21 protein-coding genes, 1 tRNA gene and 1 pseudogene are annotated in these 23,171 nt (G+C 64.2%); 11 read left to right on the forward strand and 12 right to left on the reverse strand.

All coding sequences use genetic code 11. The features are described from left to right. Positions 1-59: 59 nt before the first annotated feature. Positions 60-1,226, reverse strand: a complete 1,167-nt coding sequence (locus tag FJ946_RS08845) for an FAD-binding oxidoreductase (RefSeq protein ID WP_140563878.1) — start codon at positions 1,224-1,226, stop codon at positions 60-62. 28 nt (positions 1,227-1,254) lie between these two features. Then, positions 1,255-1,377 (reverse strand): annotated as a pseudogene (locus FJ946_RS08850) (ATP-binding protein); the annotation flags it as partial. A gap of 63 nt (positions 1,378-1,440) precedes the next feature. Between FJ946_RS08850 and FJ946_RS08855 the strand changes: the two are divergent. Next, positions 1,441-2,337, forward strand: coding sequence for a CoA ester lyase (locus tag FJ946_RS08855; protein WP_140563879.1), 897 nt, complete (start codon positions 1,441-1,443; stop codon positions 2,335-2,337). A 55-nt stretch (positions 2,338-2,392) separates the two neighbouring features. Continuing rightward, the gene (locus tag FJ946_RS08860; RefSeq protein WP_140493464.1) at positions 2,393-2,599 is read left to right on the forward strand and encodes a DUF1737 domain-containing protein; all 207 of its coding nucleotides are present in this window, start codon (positions 2,393-2,395) and stop codon (positions 2,597-2,599) included. Here FJ946_RS08860 and FJ946_RS08865 read toward each other — a convergent pair. Beyond that, entirely contained in the window at positions 2,586-3,263 is a 678-nt protein-coding gene (locus tag FJ946_RS08865) for a hypothetical protein (RefSeq protein WP_210239597.1), read from the reverse strand. The two genes, FJ946_RS08860 and FJ946_RS08865, sit on opposite strands and share 14 nt — an antisense overlap. A gap of 170 nt (positions 3,264-3,433) precedes the next feature. Here FJ946_RS08865 and FJ946_RS08870 point away from each other — a divergent pair, with 170 nt between their 5' ends. Continuing rightward, a complete protein-coding gene (locus FJ946_RS08870) occupies positions 3,434-4,063 on the forward strand; it encodes a TetR/AcrR family transcriptional regulator (protein WP_140514082.1) in 630 nt (209 codons plus the stop codon). Between the two features lie 19 nt (positions 4,064-4,082). On the opposite strand, the gene FJ946_RS08875 is transcribed toward FJ946_RS08870, so the two are convergent. Beyond that, positions 4,083-4,505: a metallopeptidase family protein gene (locus tag FJ946_RS08875; protein ID WP_140491980.1), complete on the reverse strand. Its 423-nt coding sequence runs from the start codon at positions 4,503-4,505 to the stop codon at positions 4,083-4,085. A 250-nt stretch (positions 4,506-4,755) separates the two neighbouring features. On the opposite strand from FJ946_RS08875, the gene FJ946_RS31095 reads away from it, so the two are divergent. The 3 genes from FJ946_RS31095 to FJ946_RS08890 are packed head-to-tail and all read left to right on the forward strand — an operon-like array spanning position 4,756 to position 10,581. Then, positions 4,756-5,811 (forward strand): hypothetical protein, encoded by a 1,056-nt coding sequence (locus FJ946_RS31095; protein WP_140563880.1) that lies wholly within the window; start codon positions 4,756-4,758, stop codon positions 5,809-5,811. Continuing rightward, positions 5,753-7,228 (forward strand): DUF6504 family protein, encoded by a 1,476-nt coding sequence (locus tag FJ946_RS08885; RefSeq protein WP_140491985.1) that lies wholly within the window; start codon positions 5,753-5,755, stop codon positions 7,226-7,228. Before FJ946_RS31095 ends, FJ946_RS08885 begins: the two co-directional genes overlap by 59 nt. Next, a complete protein-coding gene (locus tag FJ946_RS08890; RefSeq protein ID WP_140563881.1) occupies positions 7,225-10,581 on the forward strand; it encodes an error-prone DNA polymerase in 3,357 nt (1,118 codons plus the stop codon). The genes FJ946_RS08885 and FJ946_RS08890 overlap by 4 nt, the downstream gene beginning before the upstream one ends. Positions 10,582-10,958: 377 nt before the next feature. Here FJ946_RS08890 and FJ946_RS08895 read toward each other — a convergent pair whose 3' ends face one another. The 4 genes from FJ946_RS08895 to FJ946_RS08910 all read right to left on the reverse strand — a co-directional run bounded on the left by FJ946_RS08895 (position 10,959) and on the right by FJ946_RS08910 (position 13,630). Continuing rightward, on the reverse strand, positions 10,959-11,207 hold the full coding sequence (locus FJ946_RS08895) for a Trm112 family protein (protein ID WP_140514079.1): 249 nt from the start codon (positions 11,205-11,207) through the stop codon (positions 10,959-10,961). A gap of 19 nt (positions 11,208-11,226) precedes the next feature. After that, positions 11,227-11,898 (reverse strand): LON peptidase substrate-binding domain-containing protein, encoded by a 672-nt coding sequence (locus tag FJ946_RS08900; protein WP_140514078.1) that lies wholly within the window; start codon positions 11,896-11,898, stop codon positions 11,227-11,229. A 163-nt stretch (positions 11,899-12,061) separates the two neighbouring features. Beyond that, the gene (gene trxA, locus FJ946_RS08905) at positions 12,062-13,054 is read right to left on the reverse strand and encodes a thioredoxin (protein ID WP_140563882.1); all 993 of its coding nucleotides are present in this window, start codon (positions 13,052-13,054) and stop codon (positions 12,062-12,064) included. Between the two features lie 78 nt (positions 13,055-13,132). Beyond that, the gene (locus FJ946_RS08910) at positions 13,133-13,630 is read right to left on the reverse strand and encodes a prolyl-tRNA synthetase associated domain-containing protein (RefSeq protein WP_140524511.1); all 498 of its coding nucleotides are present in this window, start codon (positions 13,628-13,630) and stop codon (positions 13,133-13,135) included. 216 nt (positions 13,631-13,846) lie between these two features. Between FJ946_RS08910 and FJ946_RS08915 the strand changes: the two genes are divergently transcribed. Then, positions 13,847-13,921: transfer RNA gene (locus FJ946_RS08915), tRNA-Gly, on the forward strand. A gap of 243 nt (positions 13,922-14,164) precedes the next feature. Here FJ946_RS08915 and pcaF read toward each other — a convergent pair. The 3 genes from pcaF to FJ946_RS08930 are packed head-to-tail and all read right to left on the reverse strand — an operon-like array spanning position 14,165 to position 16,764. Next, positions 14,165-15,373: a 3-oxoadipyl-CoA thiolase gene (gene pcaF / locus FJ946_RS08920; RefSeq protein ID WP_140563883.1), complete on the reverse strand. Its 1,209-nt coding sequence runs from the start codon at positions 15,371-15,373 to the stop codon at positions 14,165-14,167. Continuing rightward, a complete protein-coding gene (locus FJ946_RS08925) occupies positions 15,374-16,045 on the reverse strand; it encodes a 3-oxoacid CoA-transferase subunit B (RefSeq protein WP_140524514.1) in 672 nt (223 codons plus the stop codon). Beyond that, the gene (locus tag FJ946_RS08930) at positions 16,042-16,764 is read right to left on the reverse strand and encodes a 3-oxoacid CoA-transferase subunit A (RefSeq protein WP_140563884.1); all 723 of its coding nucleotides are present in this window, start codon (positions 16,762-16,764) and stop codon (positions 16,042-16,044) included. The genes FJ946_RS08925 and FJ946_RS08930 overlap by 4 nt, the downstream gene beginning before the upstream one ends. Before the next feature lie 123 nt (positions 16,765-16,887). Here FJ946_RS08930 and FJ946_RS08935 point away from each other — a divergent pair, with 123 nt between their 5' ends. Next, positions 16,888-17,649, forward strand: coding sequence for an IclR family transcriptional regulator C-terminal domain-containing protein (locus tag FJ946_RS08935; RefSeq protein ID WP_140563885.1), 762 nt, complete (start codon positions 16,888-16,890; stop codon positions 17,647-17,649). 194 nt (positions 17,650-17,843) lie between these two features. Here FJ946_RS08935 and FJ946_RS08940 read toward each other — a convergent pair whose 3' ends face one another. Then, on the reverse strand, positions 17,844-18,686 hold the full coding sequence (locus FJ946_RS08940) for an IclR family transcriptional regulator (protein ID WP_140563886.1): 843 nt from the start codon (positions 18,684-18,686) through the stop codon (positions 17,844-17,846). 291 nt (positions 18,687-18,977) lie between these two features. Here FJ946_RS08940 and FJ946_RS08945 point away from each other — a divergent pair, with 291 nt between their 5' ends. The 3 genes from FJ946_RS08945 to FJ946_RS08955 all read left to right on the forward strand — a co-directional run bounded on the left by FJ946_RS08945 (position 18,978) and on the right by FJ946_RS08955 (position 23,139). Continuing rightward, the gene (locus FJ946_RS08945) at positions 18,978-20,525 is read left to right on the forward strand and encodes an aldehyde dehydrogenase family protein (RefSeq protein ID WP_140563887.1); all 1,548 of its coding nucleotides are present in this window, start codon (positions 18,978-18,980) and stop codon (positions 20,523-20,525) included. A gap of 86 nt (positions 20,526-20,611) precedes the next feature. Next, the gene (locus FJ946_RS08950) at positions 20,612-21,907 is read left to right on the forward strand and encodes an aspartate aminotransferase family protein (RefSeq protein WP_246673015.1); all 1,296 of its coding nucleotides are present in this window, start codon (positions 20,612-20,614) and stop codon (positions 21,905-21,907) included. Positions 21,908-21,969: 62 nt separating this feature from the next. Next, positions 21,970-23,139, forward strand: coding sequence for an FAD-binding oxidoreductase (locus FJ946_RS08955; protein WP_140563889.1), 1,170 nt, complete (start codon positions 21,970-21,972; stop codon positions 23,137-23,139). The last annotated feature ends 32 nt before the right edge of the window (positions 23,140-23,171 follow it).

Here is a 23,171-nt window from a genome sequence, read left to right on the forward strand (position 1 = left end):
CGACTGGTGGCGGTGCAGACCCTTTTGATGTCAGCGTCAAAGAGGGACCTTGACTCGGCTCAAATCACATTCAACTCGCGGAACGCCCGCCCTTCCGCAACGCGTTCGTAGCCAAAGGGGGAGCAATCGATCGTGCGGTAGCCACCATGGACGATCAGCTCGGCCAGCGCCTTGCCCACGGCGGGCGCCTGCTGCAGGCCGTGGCCGGAAAAGCCGTTGGCGAAGAGGAAATTGCCGACTTCGGGATGCGGGCCGATCACCGCGTTCTGGTCGAGCGTGTTGTAGTCGTAATGACCGGCCCAGGCGCGCGTCGGCTTGATCGCCTCGAAGGCCGGGATGCGGGTCGCCAGCACCGGCCAGATCACCTCTTCGAACAGCGGCCAGTCGACGTCGAAATCGGCGGGATCGGCCGGGCCGTCGCCCTCCTCCGGCTCGGCGCCGCCGGTGAGATAGACCGAGCCTTCCGGCCTGACATAGATGCCGGACGGGTCGACCAGCAGCGGCATGTCGGCATATTTCTCGCGCGCCTCGAAGACGAAGACGTTGCGCTTGCGCGGCTCGACCGGCAGCGCCAGCCCGGCGAGTGCGGCGACCTTGCCCGCATTCGGCCCTGCGGCATTGACAAGGATGCCGGCCTCGAGCCGTTCGCCATTGTCGAGGCTGACGCCGGTAACGCGGTCACCCTGCCGCTCGATGCCGGTGACCGAAGCATTGATGAAGTCGATCTTCTTCTCGCGCAACGCCTTGCGGAACAGCATCAGCATGGCATGCGCGTCGAACCAGCCCTCGCCGCTGCGGCCATAGGCGCCGGCGGTGATGCCCTCGGCCGACAGCCAAGGGAAACGGCGCACGAGTTGTTCGGCGTCCTCCAGCAAAATGTCGGCGCCTTCGGCAAGCTGTGCCTCGTGGTTGGCCCTGAGGATCGGCAGCCCGGTTTCGCCGGCGAGAATGAGATAGCCGCCCTCGCGAAAACCGATGTCGGCGTCTGCGCCGAATTCTTCCTTCAGCCGGCGGAACAGTTTCAGCGTGAATTGCGACAGGCGGATATTTTCCGGAATGGAGAATTGCTGACGGATCGAGGCCATGGATAGCGTTGTCGCCGCGTGGGAAAATTGCGGGTCGCGCTCGACCAGCGCGATCCTGCCGGAAAAGCCCTCCTCGCGCAGATAATAGGCGATCGAGGAGCCGACGATGGCTCCGCCGATGATGACGATGTCGTAGCGCACTTTTTTCTCCGATCCGCTGCCGGCGTCCTTACGCAACCGGCAAGACAATCTCGAAGCGCGTGCCGCGCTCGGAGTCAACCAGCCTGATCGTGCCATCCTGCGCTTTCAGGAGGGCCAGCACGATGCCGAGCCCCATGCCGGTGCCCCCGGTAGAGCACCGCGCGATGCCGCCTGCTCCCTTGCCTCAACCCGCGGCAGGCGGCATAGATCTGGCATGACGACCGATCTCTACCGCCCGCGCCGCTCGGTGCTCTATGTTCCCGCCTCGAACGACAAGGCGCTGGCCAAGATGGCGCAGCTTGCCTGCGATACCGTCATCATCGACCTGGAGGATGCCGTCGCCCCGGCCGAGAAGGTCGCGGCGCGCGAAAAACTGGCCGGCATCTTCAGCAATCGTCCTGATACCAACCATAGTGGCCGGCGCTGCGAGATGGTGGTGCGCATCAATGCGCTCTCGAGCGAATGGGGCGGCGCCGACCTGCTGGCGGCGGCCAAGGCGGAGCCGGACGGCATCCTGCTGGCCAAGGTCGACACGCCCCGCGACGTGCTCGAGGCGGGTGACGTGCTCGACGACAATTCCGCCCCCGACAGCGTGAAACTATGGGCGATGATCGAGACGCCGAAGGCCGTGCTCAATGTCGGCGCCATCGCCGAACTTGGCCGCGATCCTGCCTCGCGGCTTGATTGTTTCGTTGCCGGAACGAATGACCTGACCAAGGACACCGGCATTATGGCGACGTCGGACCGGCGTTATCTCCTGCCGTGGCTGATGCAGATGGTGCTGGCGGCGCGTGCCGGCGATCTCGATATCGTCGACGGCGTCTTCAACGATTTTCGCGCGCTCGATGCTTTCAGCCGCGAATGCACGGAAGCGGCCGCCATGGGCTTCGACGGCAAGACGCTCATCCATCCCGCCCAGATCGAGGCGGCGAACCGTGCCTTTGCGCCATCGGCGGAGGCGGTGGCCAAGGCCCGCGCGGTGAAGCAGGCCTTTGCGCTTCCGGAAAATGCCGGCAAGAACGTGATTGCGCTGGAGGGAAGGATGGTCGAACGGCTGCACCTTGCGCAGGCCGAAAAACTGCTGGCGAAGGCGGCGGCCGTCGGCGCATGATGTGCCGTGTTGGATTGCCGATCGCGGGCGATGGACTGACGACAGGAATTGAATGATGAAACTCTACCGCTTTCTCACCGCTCCGGACGACGCCAGCTTCTGTCACAAGGTGACGGCGGCGCTGAACAAGGGCTGGCACCTGTTCGGCTCCCCCACCTACGCCTACGACAAGAAGACCAAGACCATGCGCTGCGGCCAGGCCGTGGTGAAGGATGTCGAGGGCCAGGAATACGGGCCGGACACCAAGCTCAGCGACTGGTAGCCCCTCGCATCCACAGCCACGCCGCCAGCCAGGCGATCGATGCCGCAAGCATCGCCAAGCCCAGGTCAAGAGCCAGCTCCGGAACGAACGCACGAAGCGCGATCGGCACCGCGCCAATGAGATAAAGAGCGAGAGGAATGCGCGGCACGCCTCTTGCAACGGCGAGAGAGATTACAAACGCGAGCGTTCCAACCAGAAAAAGAACCGAACTGGCGACCAGAGCCAGACCGAGCGGTCCGGCTCGCAGCTCGACGATGGTTGTGAGCGGAAGCTTCGAAAATACCAGATTGATCACTGCTTCCACGCCTACCAAACTTGCCAACGCAACGAAGTTGATGACAAACGCGATAGTGCCGAACAGCCCCGCGCGCCGGCCAAACGCAAGAAACAGGCCTACGACGAGGCCAAGTGCCAATATCTCGGCGACTGGTGCGAGAAGTTGCGTCAGATCGGTGGTCGCGATGAGCGAGCTGCGTTTAGCCGCGTTGACCAGAAGAATAAGCGCGCTTCCCATCCCGGCGACGGCGGCAAGCCGATAAAGCGTGAGGCTGGGCACAGTCGCGCTCGACTGAACAATCGCGAAATTCTCCTGCTGAAGTTCTTCGGCTGGACTCTGATGCGAAATGACCGATTGCGGGCGGGGTGGGGCTGTTCTGGCGAGCATGTTCGTCTCCTCAGCTGGGAGTTCGGGAGCCGCGAAGACCGTAGGCCTGTTCCGATCCCATCAGTAATCACTGCTTACATCCTCTGGCCGGGATTGTAAACGGCGATTACATAAATCGCGGAATCATGCTACAGAGGCGGGAAGCTGCTCCACGGAACGAAGGGAAAGAGATGGCAAAAGCCAAGGCGCCTCATCGCACTGGTTACCACCATGGCAATTTGCGGGAGGTCCTGATCGATGCCGCGGTTCAACTGGTCGAGGAAGGCGGCCCCGACAATGTGAGCGTGCGCGAAGCCGCAAAACGTGCCGGGGTTTCCCCCGGCGCGCCATTCCGTCACTTCAGCAACAAGACCGCGTTGATGACGGCTGTCGCGGAGCAGGCAATGAGCCGATTCCGCTCGGAGATCACGAATGCGGTCGAGAAGGTTGCGACGGACGATCCGATCGAACGCTTTGCCGCTGTTGGAATCGCCTATTTGCGCTGGGCAATTCGAAACCCCACCCACTTCCAGATCATCTCGACACGCAATCTTATTGATTGGGATGCTTCGGAGTCGCTGCGTCACGATAATGAAGCGGTGCGTTCGCTGATGGAAGCGTCAATGGCAGAAGCACAGCGGCGAAACATGCTCCGGTCGGACGACATGGCAGAGACCCAGATAGCCGCGAGGGCGCTCGTCTACGGGCTCGCACGCATGTACATTGATGGACATTTTGCGCAATGGGCAGTGGCAGGACATACCGGGGAGCAGACTGTGCAGAACGTATTAAAACATTTCGTCACACTCATTGTGAAATGACGGCCTGACGTAGAACCGGTCACTCGGCTGCCTCTTCGATCTTCTCCATATCGTCGTCCGACAGGCCGAAATGGTGGCCGATCTCGTGGATCAGCACATGGGTGACGATGTCGCCCAAAGTCTCCTCGTTCTCGGCCCAGTAGTCGAGGATGGCGCGGCGATAGAGCGTGATGCGGTTCGGGCCTTCGCCGGTCTGCGGGTTCCAGCGCTCGGCAATGCCGCGTCCCTCGAACAGGCCGAGCAGGTCGAAGGGGGTTTCCAGCGACAGGTCGTCCATGATCTCGTCGGTGGGGAACTCGGCGATCTGGATGACGATCTCGCCGGTCAGCTTGCGAAAATCCTCGGGCAGATGGGCGTAGGCCTCCAGCGCCAGGAACTCGATCTCGTCCATCGACGGCGAAAGCTGGTCGTGCCAAATGCGGGTCTTGTAGATGCGGGCCATGCTTTGTCCTTTGATCCCGGCATATAGGCTTTTGGGCCACAATCGGCAAATGACGCGGCGGCCAACCCCAGGATTGCTTACGGCACCGGGAGCCGTTTCGCATGGCTTGAGGCGCGGTCGGCTGTCCGACCCATGTTGGCCCTCTTATCGGAGAGGAATAAATTCCCCCATGAGTCTGCTTGACTCTTCGGGTCGCCTCTGGAATCTATAAGAACATAACAGGAACAATTGTGAGTGGACACTGACCGTCATGGCGATGAGCGCCGTGGCGCGGGAGACTGTTTTTGCCCTGCGCCGCCAGATCGCGAAGATCGAGGGAACGCTGCCCGAGCGCCTGCAGGCGCCGGCCGGCGCGGTTTCCGACGCCGGCATGGCCGCCGCGGACCGCACCGTGGTCCGGCGCGGCATCGCCGTAGCCAGGCCGGATGCTTTCCTGCGCACCGGCATCGGCCGGCTCGATGCCGCCCTCGGTGGCGATTGGGGCGGCGATTTGGGCGGCGGCCTGCCGAAAGCGGCCTTGAGCGAAATCCATGGCATCGAGACCCGCGATGCCGGAGCGGTCGCCGGCTTCGCCCTGTCGCTCGCCAGCCTAATCCTCAAGCCCAGCCTGATCCTCAAGCAAGGGCCGCGATTGCCGGTGCTGTGGATCGGCACCCAGGAGGTTTTTCGCGAGGCGGGCTTTCCCTATGCCCGGGGCCTTCACGCCGCCTTCGGCATCGAGCCGGAGCAATTGCTGTTTTCCGAGGCGCCAAGGCTCGCCGATGCGCTGTGGGTCGCCGAGGAGGCGGCCCGCATGACGGCGCTCGCCGCCGTCATCCTTGAAGTCCGCGGCAATCCGCAGCGGCTGGACCTGACCGCGACGCGCCGGCTGCACGCCCGCGCGCAGAGCGCCGGCCGGCCGGTCTTCCTGCTGCGGCAGGCGGCCGAACCCGAACCGACGGCGGCGCCCGTCCGCCTCATCGTCTCGCCGGCGCCGGCAGGGCCGCGCGACACGGTCGCCGGGCCGCTTGCCGGCTCGATCGGCCGCCCCGCCTTCACCATCAGCATCGGCAAGAGCCGCACGGCCCTGCCAGGACAATTCATATTGGAGTGGAACCCCGATGAACGCATATTCGATGAAAGACGGATTGGGGAAGAACGAGCAAAGAATCCTGTCCCTGTGGTTTCCCTATCTCGCGGCCGAACGGATCCTGCGGCAGCGCCTGGGGCGGTCCTGGCGTTCCCGGCCATCGGATCACCGGCCGCTGGTGATCAGCCATCGCGACAGCAACGCGCAGCGCATCTTAGCCCTCGACGAGCGGGCTGAGGCGCTGCATCTGAAGCCCGGCATGGGCATCGCCGATGCGCGCGCCATGCATCCGTCGATCGACATAATGGAGGCCGATGCCGAAGCCGACCGGCGCCTGCTCGAAGGCCTTGCGGACTGGTGCGACCGCTATACCCCGCTGGTGGCGCTCGACGGGACCGACGGCCTGTTCCTCGACGTCACCGGCTGCACCCATCTTTTCGGCGGCGAACGCGCCATGCTGGACGAGATCCTGTCGCGCTTCTTCCATCAGGGCTTCGACGTCCGTGCCGGCCTTGCCGCGACACCCGGCGCCGCCTGGGCGGCGGCGCGGTTCTGCGGCGACCGCATCGTTGCCGGCGGCGAGGAGGAAGCGCTCCTGGCGCCCTTGCCGCTGGCGGCGCTACGCATCGCGCCGGAAACCCGCGCCAGCCTGGAAAGTGTTGGCCTGCGCACGGCGGGCGCGGTGATGGCCGCGCCGCGCGCGCCGCTCGCCCGCCGCTTCGGTGCCTCCCTGCTCTTGCGCCTCGACCAGGCGCTCGGCCGTCTCGACGAGGCGGTGTCGCCGCGCCTGCCCGTCGCGCCGCTTTCGGTCGAACGCCATTTGGCCGAGCCCGTCACGCTGACAGAGGACATAGAACGGCTGGTGGGCATGCTGGCGACGACCCTGAAGATCGACCTCGAGCGGCGCGGCGAAGGCGCGAGAAGCCTGGCGCTGCTCTTGTTCCGCGTCGACGGCGCCGTCAGCCGCATCGCGCTCGGCACGTCGCGACCGATGCGCGAACCCCGGCTGATCCAGAAATTGTTCCATGAGCGGCTGGCCGCCCTCGAGCAGCATATCGATGCCGGCTATGGCTTCGACCTGGTGCGGCTTTCGGTGCTGGCGGCGGCGGCCTTCGACATGCCGCAGGCCGACCTGACAGGCAAAACGACCGACGACGGCGCCGATATCGCGCTGTTCGCCGACCGCATCCGCGCCCGGCTCGGCGAGGGCGCGGTTCTCAAGCCGGTCGTCGTGGAAAGCCATCTGCCCGAGCGTGCCGTCGCCACCATCCCCTTCACGGAAACCCCGCGCCGCATCACGCCGCCGAAGAAACCGGACAGGATGCAGGCGCCGATGACCATCTTCCCGCCGGAGCGGCCGATCCGGCTTTTCCGCTCGCCCGAGCCGATTGAGGTGCCGGCCACCGAAATGCCCGAGGGACCGCCGCTGAATTTCCGCTGGCGGCGTGCGCTCTACAGGGTCGCCCGCGCCGAAGGCCCTGAACGCATCGCGCCGGAATGGTGGCGTGAATTTTCGAGCGACGAAGCGGCGTCGACACGCGACTATTTCCGCATCGAGGATGCCGACGGCCGCCGCTACTGGCTCTACCGGCAAGGTCTCTATGGCGGCTCTGAAATCCCGCCGCGCTGGTTCCTGCACGGGGTCTTCGCATGAACGCGCTGACCGCCATTCCCTATGCGGAATTCGGCATCCAGTCGAATTTCTCGTTCCTGCGCGGCGCCTCCAAGCCGGAGGAGCTGGTGGTCGCGGCCAAGCTCATGGGGTTCTCCGCGATCGGGCTCGCCGACCGCAACACGGTGGCGGGCGTGGTGCGCGCCTGGCAGCAGGCCAAGGTCGAGACGCTTGCCTACCACCCCGGCAGCCGGCTGGTTTTTTGCGACGGCACGCCTGATATTCTCGCCTATCCGCGGAACCGCAAGGGCTGGGGACATCTGTGCCGCATGCTCACGCAAGCCAATCTGCGCGAGGAGAACGAAAAGGGCGCGACCCTTCTGCGGCGCGACGACCTTCTCGAATGGGGCGAACTGATGTCGCTGGCGGTCCTGCCCGCTCTGGCGACAGGCGCGCAAGACAGCCTTGCCCTGCTTCGCCAGCTCAAGGACCGTTTCGGCGGGGCCCTGCGGCTCGGTGTCTCGCCCGACTACGCGGGAAACGACCGCTTCAGGATCGAGCAGGCGGCGGCGATGGCGGAGCTGGCCGGCCTGCCCTTGATGGCGACCAACGACGTCCTCTACCACACGGCCGAGCGCCGCCCGCTGCAGGACGTGCTGACCGCGATTCGTCTCAACATTCCCGTTTCGGAGGTCGGGCTGGAACTCACGGCGAATGCCGAGCGCCATCTGAAACCGCCGCTGGAGATGGCGCGCCTGTTCCGCAGGCACCCGGAGGCACTGGCCGAAACGCTGCGCTTCGCGCAGGAGCTGACCTTCTCGCTCAGCGACCTTCAGTACAATTACCCCGACGAGCCGACGCAATCAGGGCTCGGCCCGCAGGCGGAGCTGGAAAGGTTGGCGCGGGAGGGGGCGGCCAGGCGCTATCCCTCGGGCGTGCCGCAATCGGTGACGAGGCGCATCGAGGAAGAGCTCGCCCTTATTGAGCGCCTGAACTATGCCCGTTATTTCCTGACCGTCCACGACATCGTCAAATTCGCCCGCAGCCAGGATATTCTCTGCCAGGGGCGCGGTTCGGCCGCCAATTCGGTCGTCTGCTTCTGCCTCGGCATCACCGAGGTCGGGCCGGAGCGAATCGACACGCTGTTCGAACGCTTCATTTCCGAGGAGAGGAACGAACCGCCCGACATCGACGTCGATTTCGAGCATGAGAAGCGCGAGACGGTCATCCAATATATCTACGAGAAATACAGTTCCAAGCGCACCGCGCTGGCCGCCGCCGTCATCAGCTATCGCGGCCGCTCGGCGCTGCGCGAAGTGTCGAAGGCGATGGGCCTGTCCGAGGATGTCAGGGCATCGCTCTCCGGCTCGATCTGGGGCTGGTCGACCTCGGAGCTCGGCGAGAAGGAAGCCCGGGCCGGCGGCCTCGATCGCGCCGACCCCATATCGCGGCACGTGATGGAGCGTGCCAACGAGATCATGGGCTTTCCCCGTCACCTCTCCCAGCATGTCGGCGGCTTCGTCATCACCAGGGACCGGCTCGACGAGATCGTGCCCATCGTCAAGACGGCGATGGAGGAACGCAAGATGGTCGAATGGGACAAGGACGATCTCGACGCGGTCAAGATCCTCAAGGTCGACGTGCTGGCGCTCGGCATGCTGACTTGTCTCAAACGCGCCTTCACTCTGCTGACGGACCATTATCCGCAGGCGCGAGACCCTTACGGGCAGCCCTATGTCCTTGCCACCCTGCCGGAAGAGGCGAAGCCGGTCTATAAGATGATCGGTCGCGCCGACACGATCGGCGTCTTCCAGATCGAATCGCGCGCGCAGATGTCGATGCTGCCGCGTCTCAAGCCAAAAGAATTCTATGACCTTGTCATCGAGGTGGCGATCGTGCGGCCCGGCCCGATCCAGGGCGACATGGTCCACCCCTATCTGCGCCGCCGGCAAGGCAAGGAGCAGCCCGAGTATCAGAAACCGGAGCTGGAGGCGATCCTCCACAAGACGCTGGGCGTTCCTCTGTTCCAGGAACAGGCGATGAACATCGCCATCGTGGCCGGTGGCTTCAAGCCTGGCGAGGCCGACGAGTTGCGCCGCGCCATGGCCACCTTCAAGCGCACCGGCACGATCGGCAATTACCGCCGGCGCATGATCGACGGCATGGTCGGCAAGGGCTACACCCGGGATTTCGCCGAACGCTGTTTCAAGCAGATCGAGGGTTTTGGCGAATACGGCTTTCCCGAAAGCCATGCCGCCTCCTTCGCGCTGCTGGTCTATGCCTCCTGCTGGTTCAAGACCTTCTATCCCGACGTGTTCTGCGCCGCGATCCTGAATTCACAGCCCATGGGGTTTTACCAGCCGGCCCAGCTTGTTCGTGATGCGCGCGATCATGGCGTCGACATCCGCGAGGTCGACGTCAATTTCTCCGTCTGGGACTGCACGCTGGAACAGGCGACTTTCGACCCGGCCCGCATCCTGCCGCGCCATGCCGACATGCGCGGCGTCATCGCGACGCAGCACGCAGTGCGGCTCGGCTTCAGGCAGATCAAGGGACTTTCCAAGGAGCGCATGGACGCCTTCGTCGAGCGGCGCGGTTCAGGCTACGCATCCGTGCGGGATGTCTGGCTGCGCTCCGGCCTCGATGTCGCCGAGATCGAAAGACTGGCGCAGGCCGATGCCTTCCGCTCGCTCGGCCTCGACCGCCGCGCCGCGCTTTGGGCGGTGCGCGCCCTCGACGGCAAGAGTGCCGCCGAAAAGCTGCCGCTTTTCGACCGGCCGGCGCTGCGGCTACGCGAGCTGGAGCCGGAGACGAAGCTGCCGAAAATGCCGCTCGGCGAGCATGTCATCCACGATTACCGCTCGCTCGGCCTGTCCTTGAAGGCGCACCCGGTCGCCTTCCTGCGCGAGCGGCTCGACCGGGCCGGCGTCACGCCCAATGCCAGGCTGTGCTCGGTGCGGGACGGACGGCGCGTCTCGGTCGCCGGGCTCGTTCTGGTGCGGCAGCGCCCCGGCAAGGGCAATGCGGTCTTCCTGACGCTGGAGGATGACGAAGCCGTCGCCAACGTCATTTTCTGGCAGCGGACCTTCGACCGCTTCCGTCCCATCGTCATGGGCGCGCGCTTCGTCAAGGTCACCGGCAAATTGCAGTCGGAATCGGATGTCGTCCACATCGTCGCCGAGAAGATCGAGGATCTGACGCCCTGGCTCACGGTGTTGCTGGAGAAGGTCGACCAGGCCAGTTTGCCGGGCGCCGGTTCTCAGGGGCACGCCTCGAGGGAGGATCCGGATCGTCCCGGCCGGCCCGCGATGCGGAACCCACCGGCCGGGCAGGATTTGGCAACACTGTCGGAAGAAGCGGAAAGCGTCATGCCCAGGGGCCGCAATTTTCAGTAGGCACATCGGTGCCTTCGTCATCCACCGGCGGAGCAAGGAGCGAAGCGACGCGGCGCGAGGATTCATGCCGCGACGTCTCCGCACCGCAGCGGTGCGAAACTTGACGCTGGCGGGCGAGCCCCCCTCTCGCCTGCCGGACCCGGCCCTTCGCTGTCGCTTCGGGCGCTCTTCGTTCGCAAAGCCAAGCAATTGGCTTTGCGTCCACTTCATGGACCACTCCTCGCCCCCTCAAGGGGGAGATTGGCAGTTTCAACGCTCCGCCAATTCCTGCAACAATGGAGATTGGCGAAGGCGGAGGTGACATTCGATCTCCCCCCTTGAGGGGGAAATGCCCGGCAGGGCAGAGGGGGGCGCCGTAGAATGCCGACCGATAATTTTCACGTCGAGCCGGCCGGCCCGCCCAGCCGCGGCGGCAGCACGTCTTCCGCCGAGATGCTCCGTGCCTCCGAAGGCAGCATGATCGGGATGCCGTCGCGCACGGGATAGGCGAGCTTGGCGACCCGCGAGATCAGTTCGCCGCGCTCGGGATCCCAGGCCAGCGGCCCCTTGGTCAGCGGGCAAGCCAGCAGCTCCAGCATCCTGGGGTCGACATTCGCTCTCTTTCCGTCACGCCCATCCGCCGCCATCGTGCCCTCTCTCAACATCCTACTGCAGGCTCGAGCCAAAATCCTCGTTCTCGCGCGCCAGCGCCATTTCGGTGATGGCGATCAGCGTTTCGGCGCGGGTCTTGAGATCGGCCGCTTCGAGCAGCGCCTGCTTCTCGGCCGGCCCATAGGGCGCCATCATCGACAGCGCGTTGACCAGCATGGCGTTTTCGGCCCGGCTGACGCTTTCCCAGTCGGCCTCTAGGTCGTTGGCCTGAAGATAGGAGCGGAACGCCCGCAGCAGCGCCGGCCGGTCGACCTCGGCGGCTGCCTGGTCGTCGTCGAGATCGGCGAGAAAGGGGGCGATCTTGCCCTGGCGGAACGGCGTCTTGACCGTCAGTTCATGGGTGACACGGAACCGGCACACGCCCTGCAGCGAAATCAGGTAGCGGCCGTCGCCGGTCTCGGAAAGCGCTATGATGCGGCCGGCGCAGCCGACATTGCAGAGTTCCGGCTCGCCATCGTCGCGCAAGGCGCCGTCGAGGCTGGGCTGGATGACGCCGATCAGCCGGGAGCCGGCGATCGCCTCGTCGACCATCTGCAGGTAGCGCGGCTCGAAGATGTTGAGCGGCATGCGGCCGCCCGGCAGCAGAAGCGCGCCCTCGAGCGGAAAGACCGGGATGGTCGACGGCAGATCCCTGGCGAGCCGGTAGTGAGCGTTTCCCGCTTGCACCTCGTTCCTCCGATCGCTTCGCCCGGGAAGCGCCTCCATGCCGCGATCCGCCTGTCGCTGCCCGGGGTTGTTGGCTTCCCGAGGGAAAGGCGGGCCGGATTCGTCCTATCTGGCGCGGCCGGCGCCGGGTGCAAGCCCCGCGCGACCATTCGGCCGCGCCGGCTCAGGAAAACAGCAGCGACGACAATTTGCGCCGCGCGGCAAGCGTCGCCTCGTCCGTCATGCCCCAGGCCTCGAAGAAGCGCAGCAATTGCGCCTTGGCGCCGTCCTCGTTCCAGCCGCGGTCAGCCTTGATGATGGCCAGGAGATTGTCGGCGGCCGCATCGCGCTCGCCCCTGGCGTTCTGGACCATGGCCAGATCGAAGCGGGCCTGATGGTCGCCGGGATTCTCAGCCAGCCGGCGCTCGAACTCCGCCGGGTTGCCGAGTTCGGACGCTTGCGCGGCCAAGGTCATCCTGGCGCGCAGCGCGGCCAGCGGCGGCGCATCGGCCTTGGCCTGCGGCGCCCGCGCCAGCATCGCCTCGGCGCCTTCGGTATCACCGGCCTCGAACAGCAATTCGCCTAGCCCCGCTATCGCCTCGATCGTCTCCGGCGCCTGCTCGAGCACCGCGTCATAGATGTCGGCCGCCGTCTGCACGTCGCCGGCCGCGCGCGCCTCGGCCGCCGCCGCCAGCGCCTCGGTTACATCAGCCGCACCATTGCCCTTGCCGCCGACCTTGTCGATGAACTGGGCGATCTGGCTCTCGGGGATGGCGCCCATGAAGCCGTCGACCGGCTGGCCGTCCTTGAAGGCGATGACCGCGGGAATGGACTGGATGCCGAGCTGGCCGGCGATCGAGGGATGGTCGTCGATGTTCATCTTGACCAGCTTGACCTTGCCGCCGGCGGCGCGGACCGCCTTTTCCAGTTGCGGCGTCAGCTGCTTGCACGGCCCGCACCACGGCGCCCAGAAATCCACCAGCACCGGCTGGCGGCGCGATTCCTGGATGACGTCGGCGGCAAAGGCCGCGGTGGTCGTATCCTTGATGACGTCGCCGGCGGGGGCGGCGCCGGCCGCAGGTTTCTGCGGTTCCGCGCCGCCGCCATACTGCACCGTCGTGGCATACTGGCCGCCGCTATTGCCAAAGGAGCCGCCAAACGGATTGTTGTCACTCATGTCGTCGCCCTTTCGGTGGCGCCAGCGGATCGGCGCACTGTCCTTGGTTGGAAACCGGTTTCGCCATCCATGTGGCGATCATGCCGAGACTTTCAAGATAGCAGCATCGTGCCCGGTTGCCTCGACGAATCTGACGAGGTCGCCCGATGCGATTGATGTCGTCGCCTCATTGGTCAGCGGATGCGCGTTGATCACCGCATGCCGCATCAGCGCCTCGTCGAGCACGACCCTGACCCTGTGCTGCGTGTCGTTGATCAGGCCAAACACCGTGACTGCGCCCGGGGCGACGCCCAGAAGCTCCATCAGCATCTCCGGCTTGCCGAAGGAAACGCGGCCGGCAGCGCCGATCACATGATGGATCTGCTTCAGGTCGACGACAGCATCCTCGCCGACCGTGACCAGGAAGAAGGCGTCCTTCTTGTCCTTCAGGAACAGGTTCTTGGTGTGGCCGCCGGCGATTTCGCCGCGCAGCGCCTGCGAATCGGCGACCGTATAGAGCGGCGGATGGCGTTTCGTCGAAACGGCGATGCCGAGTTCGGCAAGAAAGGCAAAGAGCTCGGCTTCGGTCCTGGGCATGGGGTTCTCGTCTTCGGCTGGTTTCCAGCCATGCCGTTTACGGCCAATGACATGGTCGAGACAAGACCGCCGCGCGACGCGGCGCCGAATCCTTCCGCCTCCCGCCGGCGGCCCGCCGGCCTCGTCCGGCGCATTGAAAAAAGCCTGCGATTTCCCTGTTGCAATCGCCGCGCTCTTCAGCCATATAGGCCCGGCTTGCGGCCCAAAGCCGCGCGAGCGGGTGTAGCTCAGGGGTAGAGCACAACCTTGCCAAGGTTGGGGTCGAGCGTTCGAATCGCTTCACCCGCTCCAGTTTCCTCTTGGGGAATCAAGCAATTAGAAGAAAGCGCCGCCTAGTGCGGCGCTTCTTTTTTGCGCGTAGGTCATTGATATCTCCCATGACTTGGCGAGCCAGGGCACGATCTTTGTCGGCTCGCCATAGCTCTGGTCTGTTAGCGAATCGACAAGCTGACAAACGTCAACCGATCCATACCCGTAGTTACTTCGCTGCGGATCGATGCAATCCGCCTGACTCGGACCGTCGCATCATCTCCGCTACGCACTGGCCAGAGCGATCGCGATACCCTGTCCGACACCGATGCACATCGTGGCCAGGGCCAGTCGTGCTTTTCGGGACCGCAACTCAAGCGCGGCAGTGCCGGTGATGCGAATGCCCGACATCCCAAGCGGGTGCCCGAGCGCGATCGCTCCGCCGTTCGGGTTCACATGCTCCGCGTCCTCGGGGATACCGAGTTCGCGGAGCACGGCGATGCTTTGGGAGGCAAATGCTTCATTCAGCTCGATGATATCGAAGTCCGAAGGCGCGATGCCGAGGCGCGCGCAAAGCTTGCGTGTCGCCGGAGCCGGGCCGATCCCCATGATCCGTGGGGCAACCCCGGCCGTCGCGACGCCCGCAATCCGGGCGATCGGTGTGAGCCCGAATGCCTTGACGGAGGCTTCGGACGCGATGATCAGCGCTGCCGCTCCGTCGTTCACGCCAGAGGCGTTGCCCGCGGTGACGGTGCCGCCTTCCTTTTTGAACGGCGCTGCAAGCTTGGCGAGCGACTCGGTTGTCGTTCCGGCGCGTGGATGTTCGTCGCGATCGACCATGATCGCATCGCCTTTGCGCTGGGGCACAGTCACCGGCGTGATCTCCAGCGCGAGCCGGCCATTTTCCTGAGCGGCGGCGGTCCTGGCCTGGCTGCGTGCGGCGAAGCCATCCTGATCGGCGCGGCTGACCTTGAAGGCTTCCGCAACGTTTTCACCCGTCTCCGGCATCGAATCGACGCCGTACTGCTTCTTCATCAATGGATTGACGAAGCGCCAACCGATCGTGGTGTCGTAAATCTCGGCGTTGCGCGAGAACGCCTCGCCCGCCTTCGGAAGCACGAACGGCGCGCGGCTCATGGATTCGACGCCACCGGCGATGATCAGGTCGGCTTCGCCGGCCTTGATGGCCCGTGCAGCGATGCCCACGGCGTCCATTCCAGAACCGCACAGGCGGTTGACCGTGCTGCCCGGGACTTCGATCGGCAGTCCCGCCAACAGCGATGACATGCGCGCGACATTGCGGTTGTCCTCGCCTGCCTGGTTGGCGCAGCCAAAGATGACCTCATCCACCGCGGACCAGTCCAGGCCTGGATTGCGGTGCCGCAGCGCTCGCAGCGGCACTGCGCCGAGATCGTCGGTCCGGACCGAGGACAGCGAACCGCCAACCCTGCCGATCGGGGTGCGGGTGTAGTCGCAGATGAAGGCCTCGGTCATTCAGAGCTCCGGTGCCGTCAAGGATTTGATTTCGCCATCGACCTTAAGCTCTGCGCCGGTCAGCGCCTTCAATTCATCGAAGCTCATCGCAAGCAGCTTCTCGCGCAGCACGAAACGACAATCGATGATGTCTATGACCGCAAGGCTCGTGTAGACCCTCGTCACGCAGCGCACGCCGGTCAGGGGAAGGCTGCAGGCTTTCACCAGTTTCGGACGACCGTCCTTGGTGACGTGATCGGTGATGACGGCCACGCGTTTTGCTCCGTGCACCAGATCCATGGCACCACCGACCGCTGGTATGCCCTTGGGTCCTGTGCTCCAGTTCGCAAGGTCACCGGTCTCGGCCACCTCGTAGGCGCCGAGAATGGCAACGTCGAGATGTTCGCCACGCACCATCGCGAAGCTGTCGGCATGGTGGAAGAACGAAGCGCCCGGATTGAGCGTGACCGCCTTCTTGCCCGCATTGATCAGATCCCAGTCCTCGTCGCCTGCCGCCGGGGCTTCGCCAAAATTGAGGATGCCGTTTTCGGTGTGGAAGATCGCCCGACGCCCAGGCGGCTGAAAGCTCGCCACCATCTCGGGAAAGCCTATGCCGAGGTTCACATAAGCGCCGTCCTCAATGTCCTGCGCGGCGCGCCATGCAATCTGCGCGTTGGTCAGCTTGACTGTCATGCGTATGCGACCCCTTGGCGGATAAGCGCCTCTTCCTGCATCGGGTTCGAGACCTCGATCACCTGGTCCACGAAGATCCCGGGCGTCACGACCAGCTCGGGATCAATCGCACCCGGCTGGACGATCCGGCGCGCCTGAACGACGGTCGTGCGTGCGGCCATCGCCATCAGCGGCGAGAAGTTGCGTGCCGCCTTCCTGTAGGTGAGGTTACCATGAGGGTCGGCAAGTTCCGCCTTGATGAGGGCCACATCCGCCTTCAGCCAACGTTCCTGCACATAGTGGCGCCCCTCGAACTCGGCCACAGGCTTGCCGGCCGCGAGATCGGTCCCGTAGCTCGTCGGCGTGTAGAAAGCCGGGATACCCGCGCCACCGGCGCGGATTCGTTCGGCCAGGGTCCCCTGTGGAACCAGTTCGAGCGCGATTTTCCCGGCGAGATACCGCTCGGTGAATGCCCGCGGATCGGACGAGCGCGGGAACGAGCAGATCATCTTGGCGACCATGCCATTGTCGATCATGGCGGCGATGCCGATCCGTCCGTTCCCTGCATTGTTGTTGACGATCGTAAGGTTTTTCGGGGCGCCGGTAGCGCGAAAACGGTCAATCAGGGCGTGGATCAGCTCTATCGGAGCACCTGCGCCGCCGAAGCCGCCGATCATGACGGTCATGCCGTCTTCGACGATTGCCACTGCTTCCGCGAGGCTCGCGATTGTCTTGTCCACGTAACCAGCCTTTCCCGGCACCAAGATCGATTTCGACGCCACACGTATCGGCAGATGAGATCTTTCGGCAAGCCGGCTTGTGCGATATCATTCGTTTGTTGACATATCGCACAAGGTGAATGGATGCCCATTTCCGAACGGGACACGATGGGTGGCTTGGCCAAGGGATTGTCTGTCATAGAGACGTTCACGGTGGAACGGCCACGGCAGTCGATCACGGACGTCGCGAATGCATCCGGTCTCGACAGGGCGACAGCCAGACGCTGTCTCCTTACGCTTTCCCATCTCGGCTACGCCGACTACGACGGAAAGTTCTTCACGCTCACGCCGCGCGTGTTGAGGCTCGGGACAGCCTGTCTGGCAACCATGCCGCTGCCGCATCTGGTGCAGCCTTTGCTGGACGGCCTTTCGGAGCGGCTCGGCGAAAGCTCGTCCGTCTCGATTCTGGACGGCACCGACGTCGTCTATGTCGCGCGCGCGGCGCAGCGAAAGGTGATGTCGATCGCGCTGATGCCCGGCTCGCGGCTTCCGGCATACTGCACTTCCATGGGGCGCGTGCTCCTGGCAGCCATGCCTCCGGAACGCGCTGCACATCTTCTATCTTCCCATGCCCTGCCGGCGCGGACTGCTCATACCTTGACCGACCCCGACACCATCCTTGCGGAGTTAGGGCGGGTGCGGACGCAAGGGTTCGCGTTGATCGATCAGGAGGTCGAGCTCGGATTGCGCTCGATCGCCGTGCCGTTGATGACCGTGCGCGGGACGGTGATCGCAGCCGTGAACGTCGGCGTTGCGGCGACACATGTGAGTGTCAGCAATCTCGTTGCGCTCTACTTGGAGCCGTTGCGTGCACTTCAAGCTGAGCTGCGGGCAGTGCTGCGTTAGGGCGCTGGCACAGAGGGAATTAGCGTCCAAGTCGCTTGAGATAGGAGAGCATGTTCCCACCCATGATCTTGTCGACGGAAGATCAAGGTCGCGGATCGGAGGGGTGGCCGGACATTCGCCGCCGTCGAGACGGAGATCGCGAAACTACATTCTCGGTCAAAGCGCGACGTTTCTTCGCGCAAGTGACCGGCCTCTCACGCACCGCCCTGTCGCTGATCCGCTGCGGCATTCTTTGCGGCCATAGCCGATCCGTTGTAGGCGTGCATCTGCGCCAGCTTCGCCATGCGCTGGGCGGCCTCCGCGAGCGCCGCGCAATGCTGCTTGAAGTTTTGCTCTATGATCTGACCGTAGGGCCCCGTAAGTCCCACCGCGTATATCACCTCACCGCTCGTCGGCCTTATCGGAAATGCGATCGAGCCAAGGCCCGGAACATGCTCGGCCAGGTCCATGGCGTAACCCTGCTCCCGAACCTCGGCCAATTCCCTGGTCAACTCCGCGATCTTCGTTTTCGTCCGATCGGTATAGCTGCGCAGCTCCGTCGCCAGGATCCTCTTCACGGTCTCCTGCGGATGAAACGCAAGGATCGCCTTGGCCGAAGCGGTCGCATTTACAGGCATGGCCATGCCCGGCATGACATAGGTCCGGACCGGAGTGTCGGGCGCGACGCAGGTGACCGAGCGCACTTCGGTACCGTCGAACTTCGACAGGAACGCCGACTGGCCGGTGCGGTCGGCCAAATCCTGAAGCGGTCGCTGCGCGAGCGTCGTCAGCCAGCCGCTGTCCGGAGACATCTGTAGCAGCTGCAGCAAGCGATCGCCGAGACGGTATGTCCGATTGCGAACGCTCTCGGCGGTGATCATCCCGCTTTCGATCAAGGCGTGCAGCAGCCTGTTGATCGTGGTTTTGGGCAGTCCAAGCGTCGTTTCGAGTTCGATCGCCGTCAGGCCGTGCTCGAACGGCGCGACCGTCTCCATGATCGAGATGTAGCGCTCGAGGGGGCTGTCCTTGGCGCTCGGCTTCTTTGATTTCGTCTTCAAGGGCACCTACGCCGATCTGACAATTGCAACTGCAAGAAGGTTATCGTTCAAAACAGACATGAGGGGCAAGGTCGGTCCCTTGTTATTCCGCCGCGCCTTGAGCCCGGGGCTCCGTGGAATAGCCGAACGGCCGCACGCCCCGATCCGTCGGGCTCGGTTAGCAATCCGAACCGGGAAATGTCCTCGCAAATTCCGAAATTCGGTATTATCCCCATTTTATGGTCCCCTCGATTGACTCGCAAGCCAAATCCTGATTATCGGACTAAATACCGATTTTCGGAGGAACTTGAAATGGCTGAACTCCCGCGTGTGACCTACTCGAACATCGGAGTGGATTTTTCCCCGGTTCACGCTCACCTCGACGCAATGATCCCGGATTTCGAGAAGAACACACTGGGTCGCGAGTGGTCGACGCCGTTTGCGACTGGCGCTCGGAAAGAGATCCTGAGCCCGATCGACAAGAAGATCTCTCTCGGCAAGTTCCCGGCTTCAACCCCGTCAGACGTCAAGTCGGCGATCCAGGCTGCCGGAGCCGGCGCGAAGGCCTGGAACCGTTCGACGCTGGACGATCGCCTTGCATTCGGCGCCCGCTGGCGAGAGGCGCTGGCGGAGCGGAAGTATGACCTTGGTTTGGCGGCGCTATACGAGATCGGAAAGTCCCGCCTCGAGGCAGTCGGCGAAGCCGAGGAATGCCTCGACATGGTCGAGTACTACGCATCGGAGATGAAGGCGAACAACGGGTTCGTCCGGCCGATGACCATGTTGGTGGAAAACGAGACCGCTACCAGCGTCATGAAGCCCTATGGCGTCTTCGCGGTGATCGCTCCTTTCAACTTTCCGCTCGCCTTGTCGATCGGCATGGTCTCGGGTGCGCTGTTGACAGGCAATGCGGTGGTCTACAAGCCGTCGCCGGGTTGCGCGCTGACCGGACTGCTGATTGCCGAAACGCTTCGCAAGGCGGGATTGCCCGAAGGTGTTTTCAACATCGTGCTTGGCGATGGAGAGGTGGGGCGCCTTCTTGCCACCGACAACGGCATCGATGGCGTTGCATTCACGGGCTCCCATAAGACCGGCATGAGCATCTTCCGTCACATGGCAACGCTGCCCCACATGAAGCCCGTCATCGCCGAAATGGGTGGCAAGAACCCCGCCTACGTGACCAGCAAGGCCGACCTCGACCGTGCGGCGCAGGGGGTGGCGCGCTCCGCTTTTGGCCTGCAAGGCCAGAAGTGCTCCGCATGCTCGGTCGTGTATGTCGACGAGAAGGTCAAGGCGGAATTCATCGGGAAGCTGGTAGCATTCGCCGGAAAGCTGGTGGTCGGAGATCCTCGCAAGGCCGAGACCTTTATGGGCCCTGTCTATGGCGACGCCACAGTCGCCCGTTTCCAGGCCGCGCTGTCGGAAGTCGAGGGCAAAGGCAAGGTACACTTTGGGGGCGCCGTCCTGGGCCAGGGCTTTGCGGACAACTACGTCCTGCCGACGGTCGTCGAGCTTGATGGTCCGGGCCGGCTGACCCGCGACGAACTCTTCATGCCTTTCGTGGTCGTCCGCGGTTTCGACAGTCTCGATGCCGCGATCGAAGAGGGCAACGACATCGCCTACGGACTATCGGCCGGCATCTTTACCAACGACCAGGAAGAGTTGCGTCACTTCCTCGACACCGCCGAAGCGGGGGTCCTCTATGCCAACCGTGCGAGCGGCGCGACGACGGGTGCATGGCCAGGCGCGCAGCCATTCTGCGGCTGGAAGGGCACCGGGGTCAGCGGCAAGGGCGGTCTCGGCTCGTGGTTCCTGCCACAGTACCTGCGCGAGCAGAGCCACACGATCATGACCAGGTGATCGAAAGAGGTCGCGCCCTTCGCCGCGGCCATCCAAGGCTGTCTCCTTCATCGGTTTACAAGATTATGCGCCACTATCCAGATTCAATGCCGAAATCCCGCGAGATGTTCGAACGGGCCCGCAAGGTCATGCCGGGAGGGAACACCCGGACAACGGTCTTCATCGACCCGTTTCCGATCTATGCCCAGCGCGGCGAGGGCTGCCGCGTCTGGGACGTCGATGGAAACGTCTACTACGACTGCATCAACAATTTCACGGCCATGATCCATGGCTACGGCCATCCCGCCGTCACGGCGGCGGTGGTGGACCAGATGCCCCGGGGATCGGCTTTCGGAGCGCCCACCGAGAGCGAACTTGATCTTGCTGAACTGCTGGTGGAGCGCCTCCCGTCGGTCGAGCAGGTTCGCTTCGCCAACTCCGGCACGGAAGGCGTCATGATGGCGATCAAGGCGGCTCGGGCGTTCACCGAGCGGCCGAAGATCGTCAAGATCGAAGGTGCCTACCATGGCTCCTACGACTTCGCGGAAGTCAGCCTGGACAGCTCGCCCGCCAACTGGGGCGACATGCCTGCCTCGACGGCATACGCGAAAGGCACGCCGAAGGGAGTTCTCGACGACGTCATCGCGGTGCCGTTCAACGATACGGAGGCGCTGCGTGCCGTCTTCGACGCGCATGGCGACACGATTGCGGGTGTTCTGATCGACCCGATGCCGAACCGCGCCGGACTTATTCCCGCGCGGAAGGACTATCTCGACGCGATGGTCGAGATCGCTCATGCCGCCGGCTCGCTGGTGATCTTCGACGAGGTGATCTCGCTCCGCCTTGGCTATTCGGGGGCGCAGGGCCTGTGGAGCATCACGCCCGATCTGACGGCTCTCGGCAAGATCATCGGCGGAGGGTTCCCGGTCGGTGCCGTCGGCGGCCGCGCCGACGTGATGGCGGTGTTCGATCCAACGCGAGGCAAGCCTGCATTGCCGCATGGCGGCACCTTCACCGCGAACCCGGTGACGATGCGAGCCGGTCTGGCGGCGATGCGCGCGTTGACCCCGGCCAGCTTCGCGCATCTGGACGCTATCGGCAGCCTGCTTCGCGACGGCATCACGGCCTCGCTTGCCCGCCATGGCCTCAACGGGCAGTGCGTCGGTCTCGGCTCGCTCTTCAAAGTCCATTTCACTGCGTTGCCGATCACGGACTATCGGTCGGTCTATCCGGGTGCGTCCGAACGCGCGAAGCTCGACCTGTTCCACAAGGGTCTGCTCGACCGCGGCGTGCTTTCGGCGAGTTACGGACTCTTCGCGCTTTCCACCTCGATGACCGAGGAAGACGCACGCGAGATCCTTTCCGCAATCGACGGCGCCCTCGCAGCAATCGCAAAGCAATGACGTAGCGCGTCCGGCGCCGGATCCATCCGGCACGGGACGACGCAGCAACAGATGGAAGTCACATGACAGCTTCTCCTCACGTCGTCGTCATCGGTGCAGGCACCCTCGGCATGTGCTCTGCGCACGCGCTCACGGAACAGGGCGCTCGCGTCACCGTCATCGACGCACGATCCATTGCGTCAGGATCCAGCGGCCGCTCGGTCGGGGTCGTTGGCACACAGCTGACGGATCCGTTCGAGATCCAGCTGCGCATGCAATCCGTGCAGCGCATCCGCCGGTGGCAGGAGCGCCTCGGTCTCGGCTTCAACCCTATCGGCTATCTGCGTCTGGCGCGCACCTCCGAGCAGATGGAACTGTTCGCCCGCTCGGTGGAGATCCAGCGCGATGCCGGCTTCAGATCCAGGGTCTACCAGGCGAACGAGCTCCAGCAGCTCGTGCCGCACTTGAGTTCAGATGGGCTCGAAGGCGGCATCTTCGGGCCGGACGACGGCTTCCTCGATCCCCACGAAATGTGCACGTTGCTGGCGCAAGAGGTGAAGAAGCTCGGCTCCGAGGTTTTCCAGTTCCGCAAGCTGCTTGGTGTCGCGCGGACATCCGGTGGCTATCGGTTGGACACCAGCAAGGGTCCGATCGGCTGCGACTTCGTCGTGAATGCGGCAGGCGCCTGGGCGCCACGCGTTGCCGAGATGCTTGGACAGACGCTTCACATCCGCCCCGAGCGCCACGAGGCGCTGACAATCCACCTGGACGCGCCGCTTCCCTACACAATGCCGATGGTCATGGATCTGGTGAACGGGCAGGGCACCGGACTCAACTTTCGGCACGAGAAAGCGAGCGAGCTCATCGCCGAGATACACAAGGTAAGTTCGCCCTCGCCCGAGGATCCGGACAATTACAACGAGCAGTGCGAGGAAGGGTCCAAGGTCATGCTGGCCGAGATGCTGATCGAGCGCGTGCCTGATCTGCCGGGCGCCCGGCTCGGCCGGGGCTGGGCAGGCCTCTACCCTGTCACCGCCGACCACCGTCCCCATGTCGGACCAGTCGATCAGTCCGAGCCCGGTCTGATCACCGCGGCCGGTGCGGGCGGCTACGGGATCCAGCTCGCGCCGGTGATAGGCCTGATCGTCGCGGACTGGGTGCTCAAGGGCTCTCCCGCATCGATCCCAGGCACCGAGAGTCTCGCTCCAACTCCGGAAAGAAACGTCCCCGCCGTACATACTGCGGCGGCTTGACCAGTAGGACACCGGCGTTAGCGCAAGGACAA

Origin of the sequence: Mesorhizobium sp. B2-4-7 (assembly GCF_006442685.1) — a bacterium.
Classification (GTDB): Bacteria; Pseudomonadota; Alphaproteobacteria; order Rhizobiales; family Rhizobiaceae; genus Mesorhizobium.

Coding starts and splice junctions, on each gene's coding strand:
- FJ946_RS08935 (WP_140563885.1), top strand. CDS start 16,888: ATGCCCATTTCCGAACGGGACACGATGGGTGGCTTGGCCAAGGGATTG.
- pcaF (WP_140563883.1), bottom strand. CDS start 15,373: ATGACCGAGGCCTTCATCTGCGACTACACCCGCACCCCGATCGGCAGG.
- FJ946_RS31095 (WP_140563880.1), top strand. CDS start 4,756: ATGGCGATGAGCGCCGTGGCGCGGGAGACTGTTTTTGCCCTGCGCCGC.
- FJ946_RS08890 (WP_140563881.1), top strand. CDS start 7,225: ATGAACGCGCTGACCGCCATTCCCTATGCGGAATTCGGCATCCAGTCG.
- FJ946_RS08955 (WP_140563889.1), top strand. CDS start 21,970: ATGACAGCTTCTCCTCACGTCGTCGTCATCGGTGCAGGCACCCTCGGC.
- FJ946_RS08860 (WP_140493464.1), top strand. CDS start 2,393: ATGAAACTCTACCGCTTTCTCACCGCTCCGGACGACGCCAGCTTCTGT.
- FJ946_RS08895 (WP_140514079.1), bottom strand. CDS start 11,207: ATGGCGGCGGATGGGCGTGACGGAAAGAGAGCGAATGTCGACCCCAGG.
- FJ946_RS08865 (WP_210239597.1), bottom strand. CDS start 3,263: ATGCTCGCCAGAACAGCCCCACCCCGCCCGCAATCGGTCATTTCGCAT.
- FJ946_RS08855 (WP_140563879.1), top strand. CDS start 1,441: ATGACGACCGATCTCTACCGCCCGCGCCGCTCGGTGCTCTATGTTCCC.
- trxA (WP_140563882.1), bottom strand. CDS start 13,054: ATGAGTGACAACAATCCGTTTGGCGGCTCCTTTGGCAATAGCGGCGGC.
- FJ946_RS08875 (WP_140491980.1), bottom strand. CDS start 4,505: ATGGCCCGCATCTACAAGACCCGCATTTGGCACGACCAGCTTTCGCCG.
- FJ946_RS08910 (WP_140524511.1), bottom strand. CDS start 13,630: ATGCCCAGGACCGAAGCCGAGCTCTTTGCCTTTCTTGCCGAACTCGGC.
- FJ946_RS08945 (WP_140563887.1), top strand. CDS start 18,978: ATGGCTGAACTCCCGCGTGTGACCTACTCGAACATCGGAGTGGATTTT.
- FJ946_RS08950 (WP_246673015.1), top strand. CDS start 20,612: ATGCCGAAATCCCGCGAGATGTTCGAACGGGCCCGCAAGGTCATGCCG.
- FJ946_RS08925 (WP_140524514.1), bottom strand. CDS start 16,045: ATGACAGTCAAGCTGACCAACGCGCAGATTGCATGGCGCGCCGCGCAG.
- FJ946_RS08870 (WP_140514082.1), top strand. CDS start 3,434: ATGGCAAAAGCCAAGGCGCCTCATCGCACTGGTTACCACCATGGCAAT.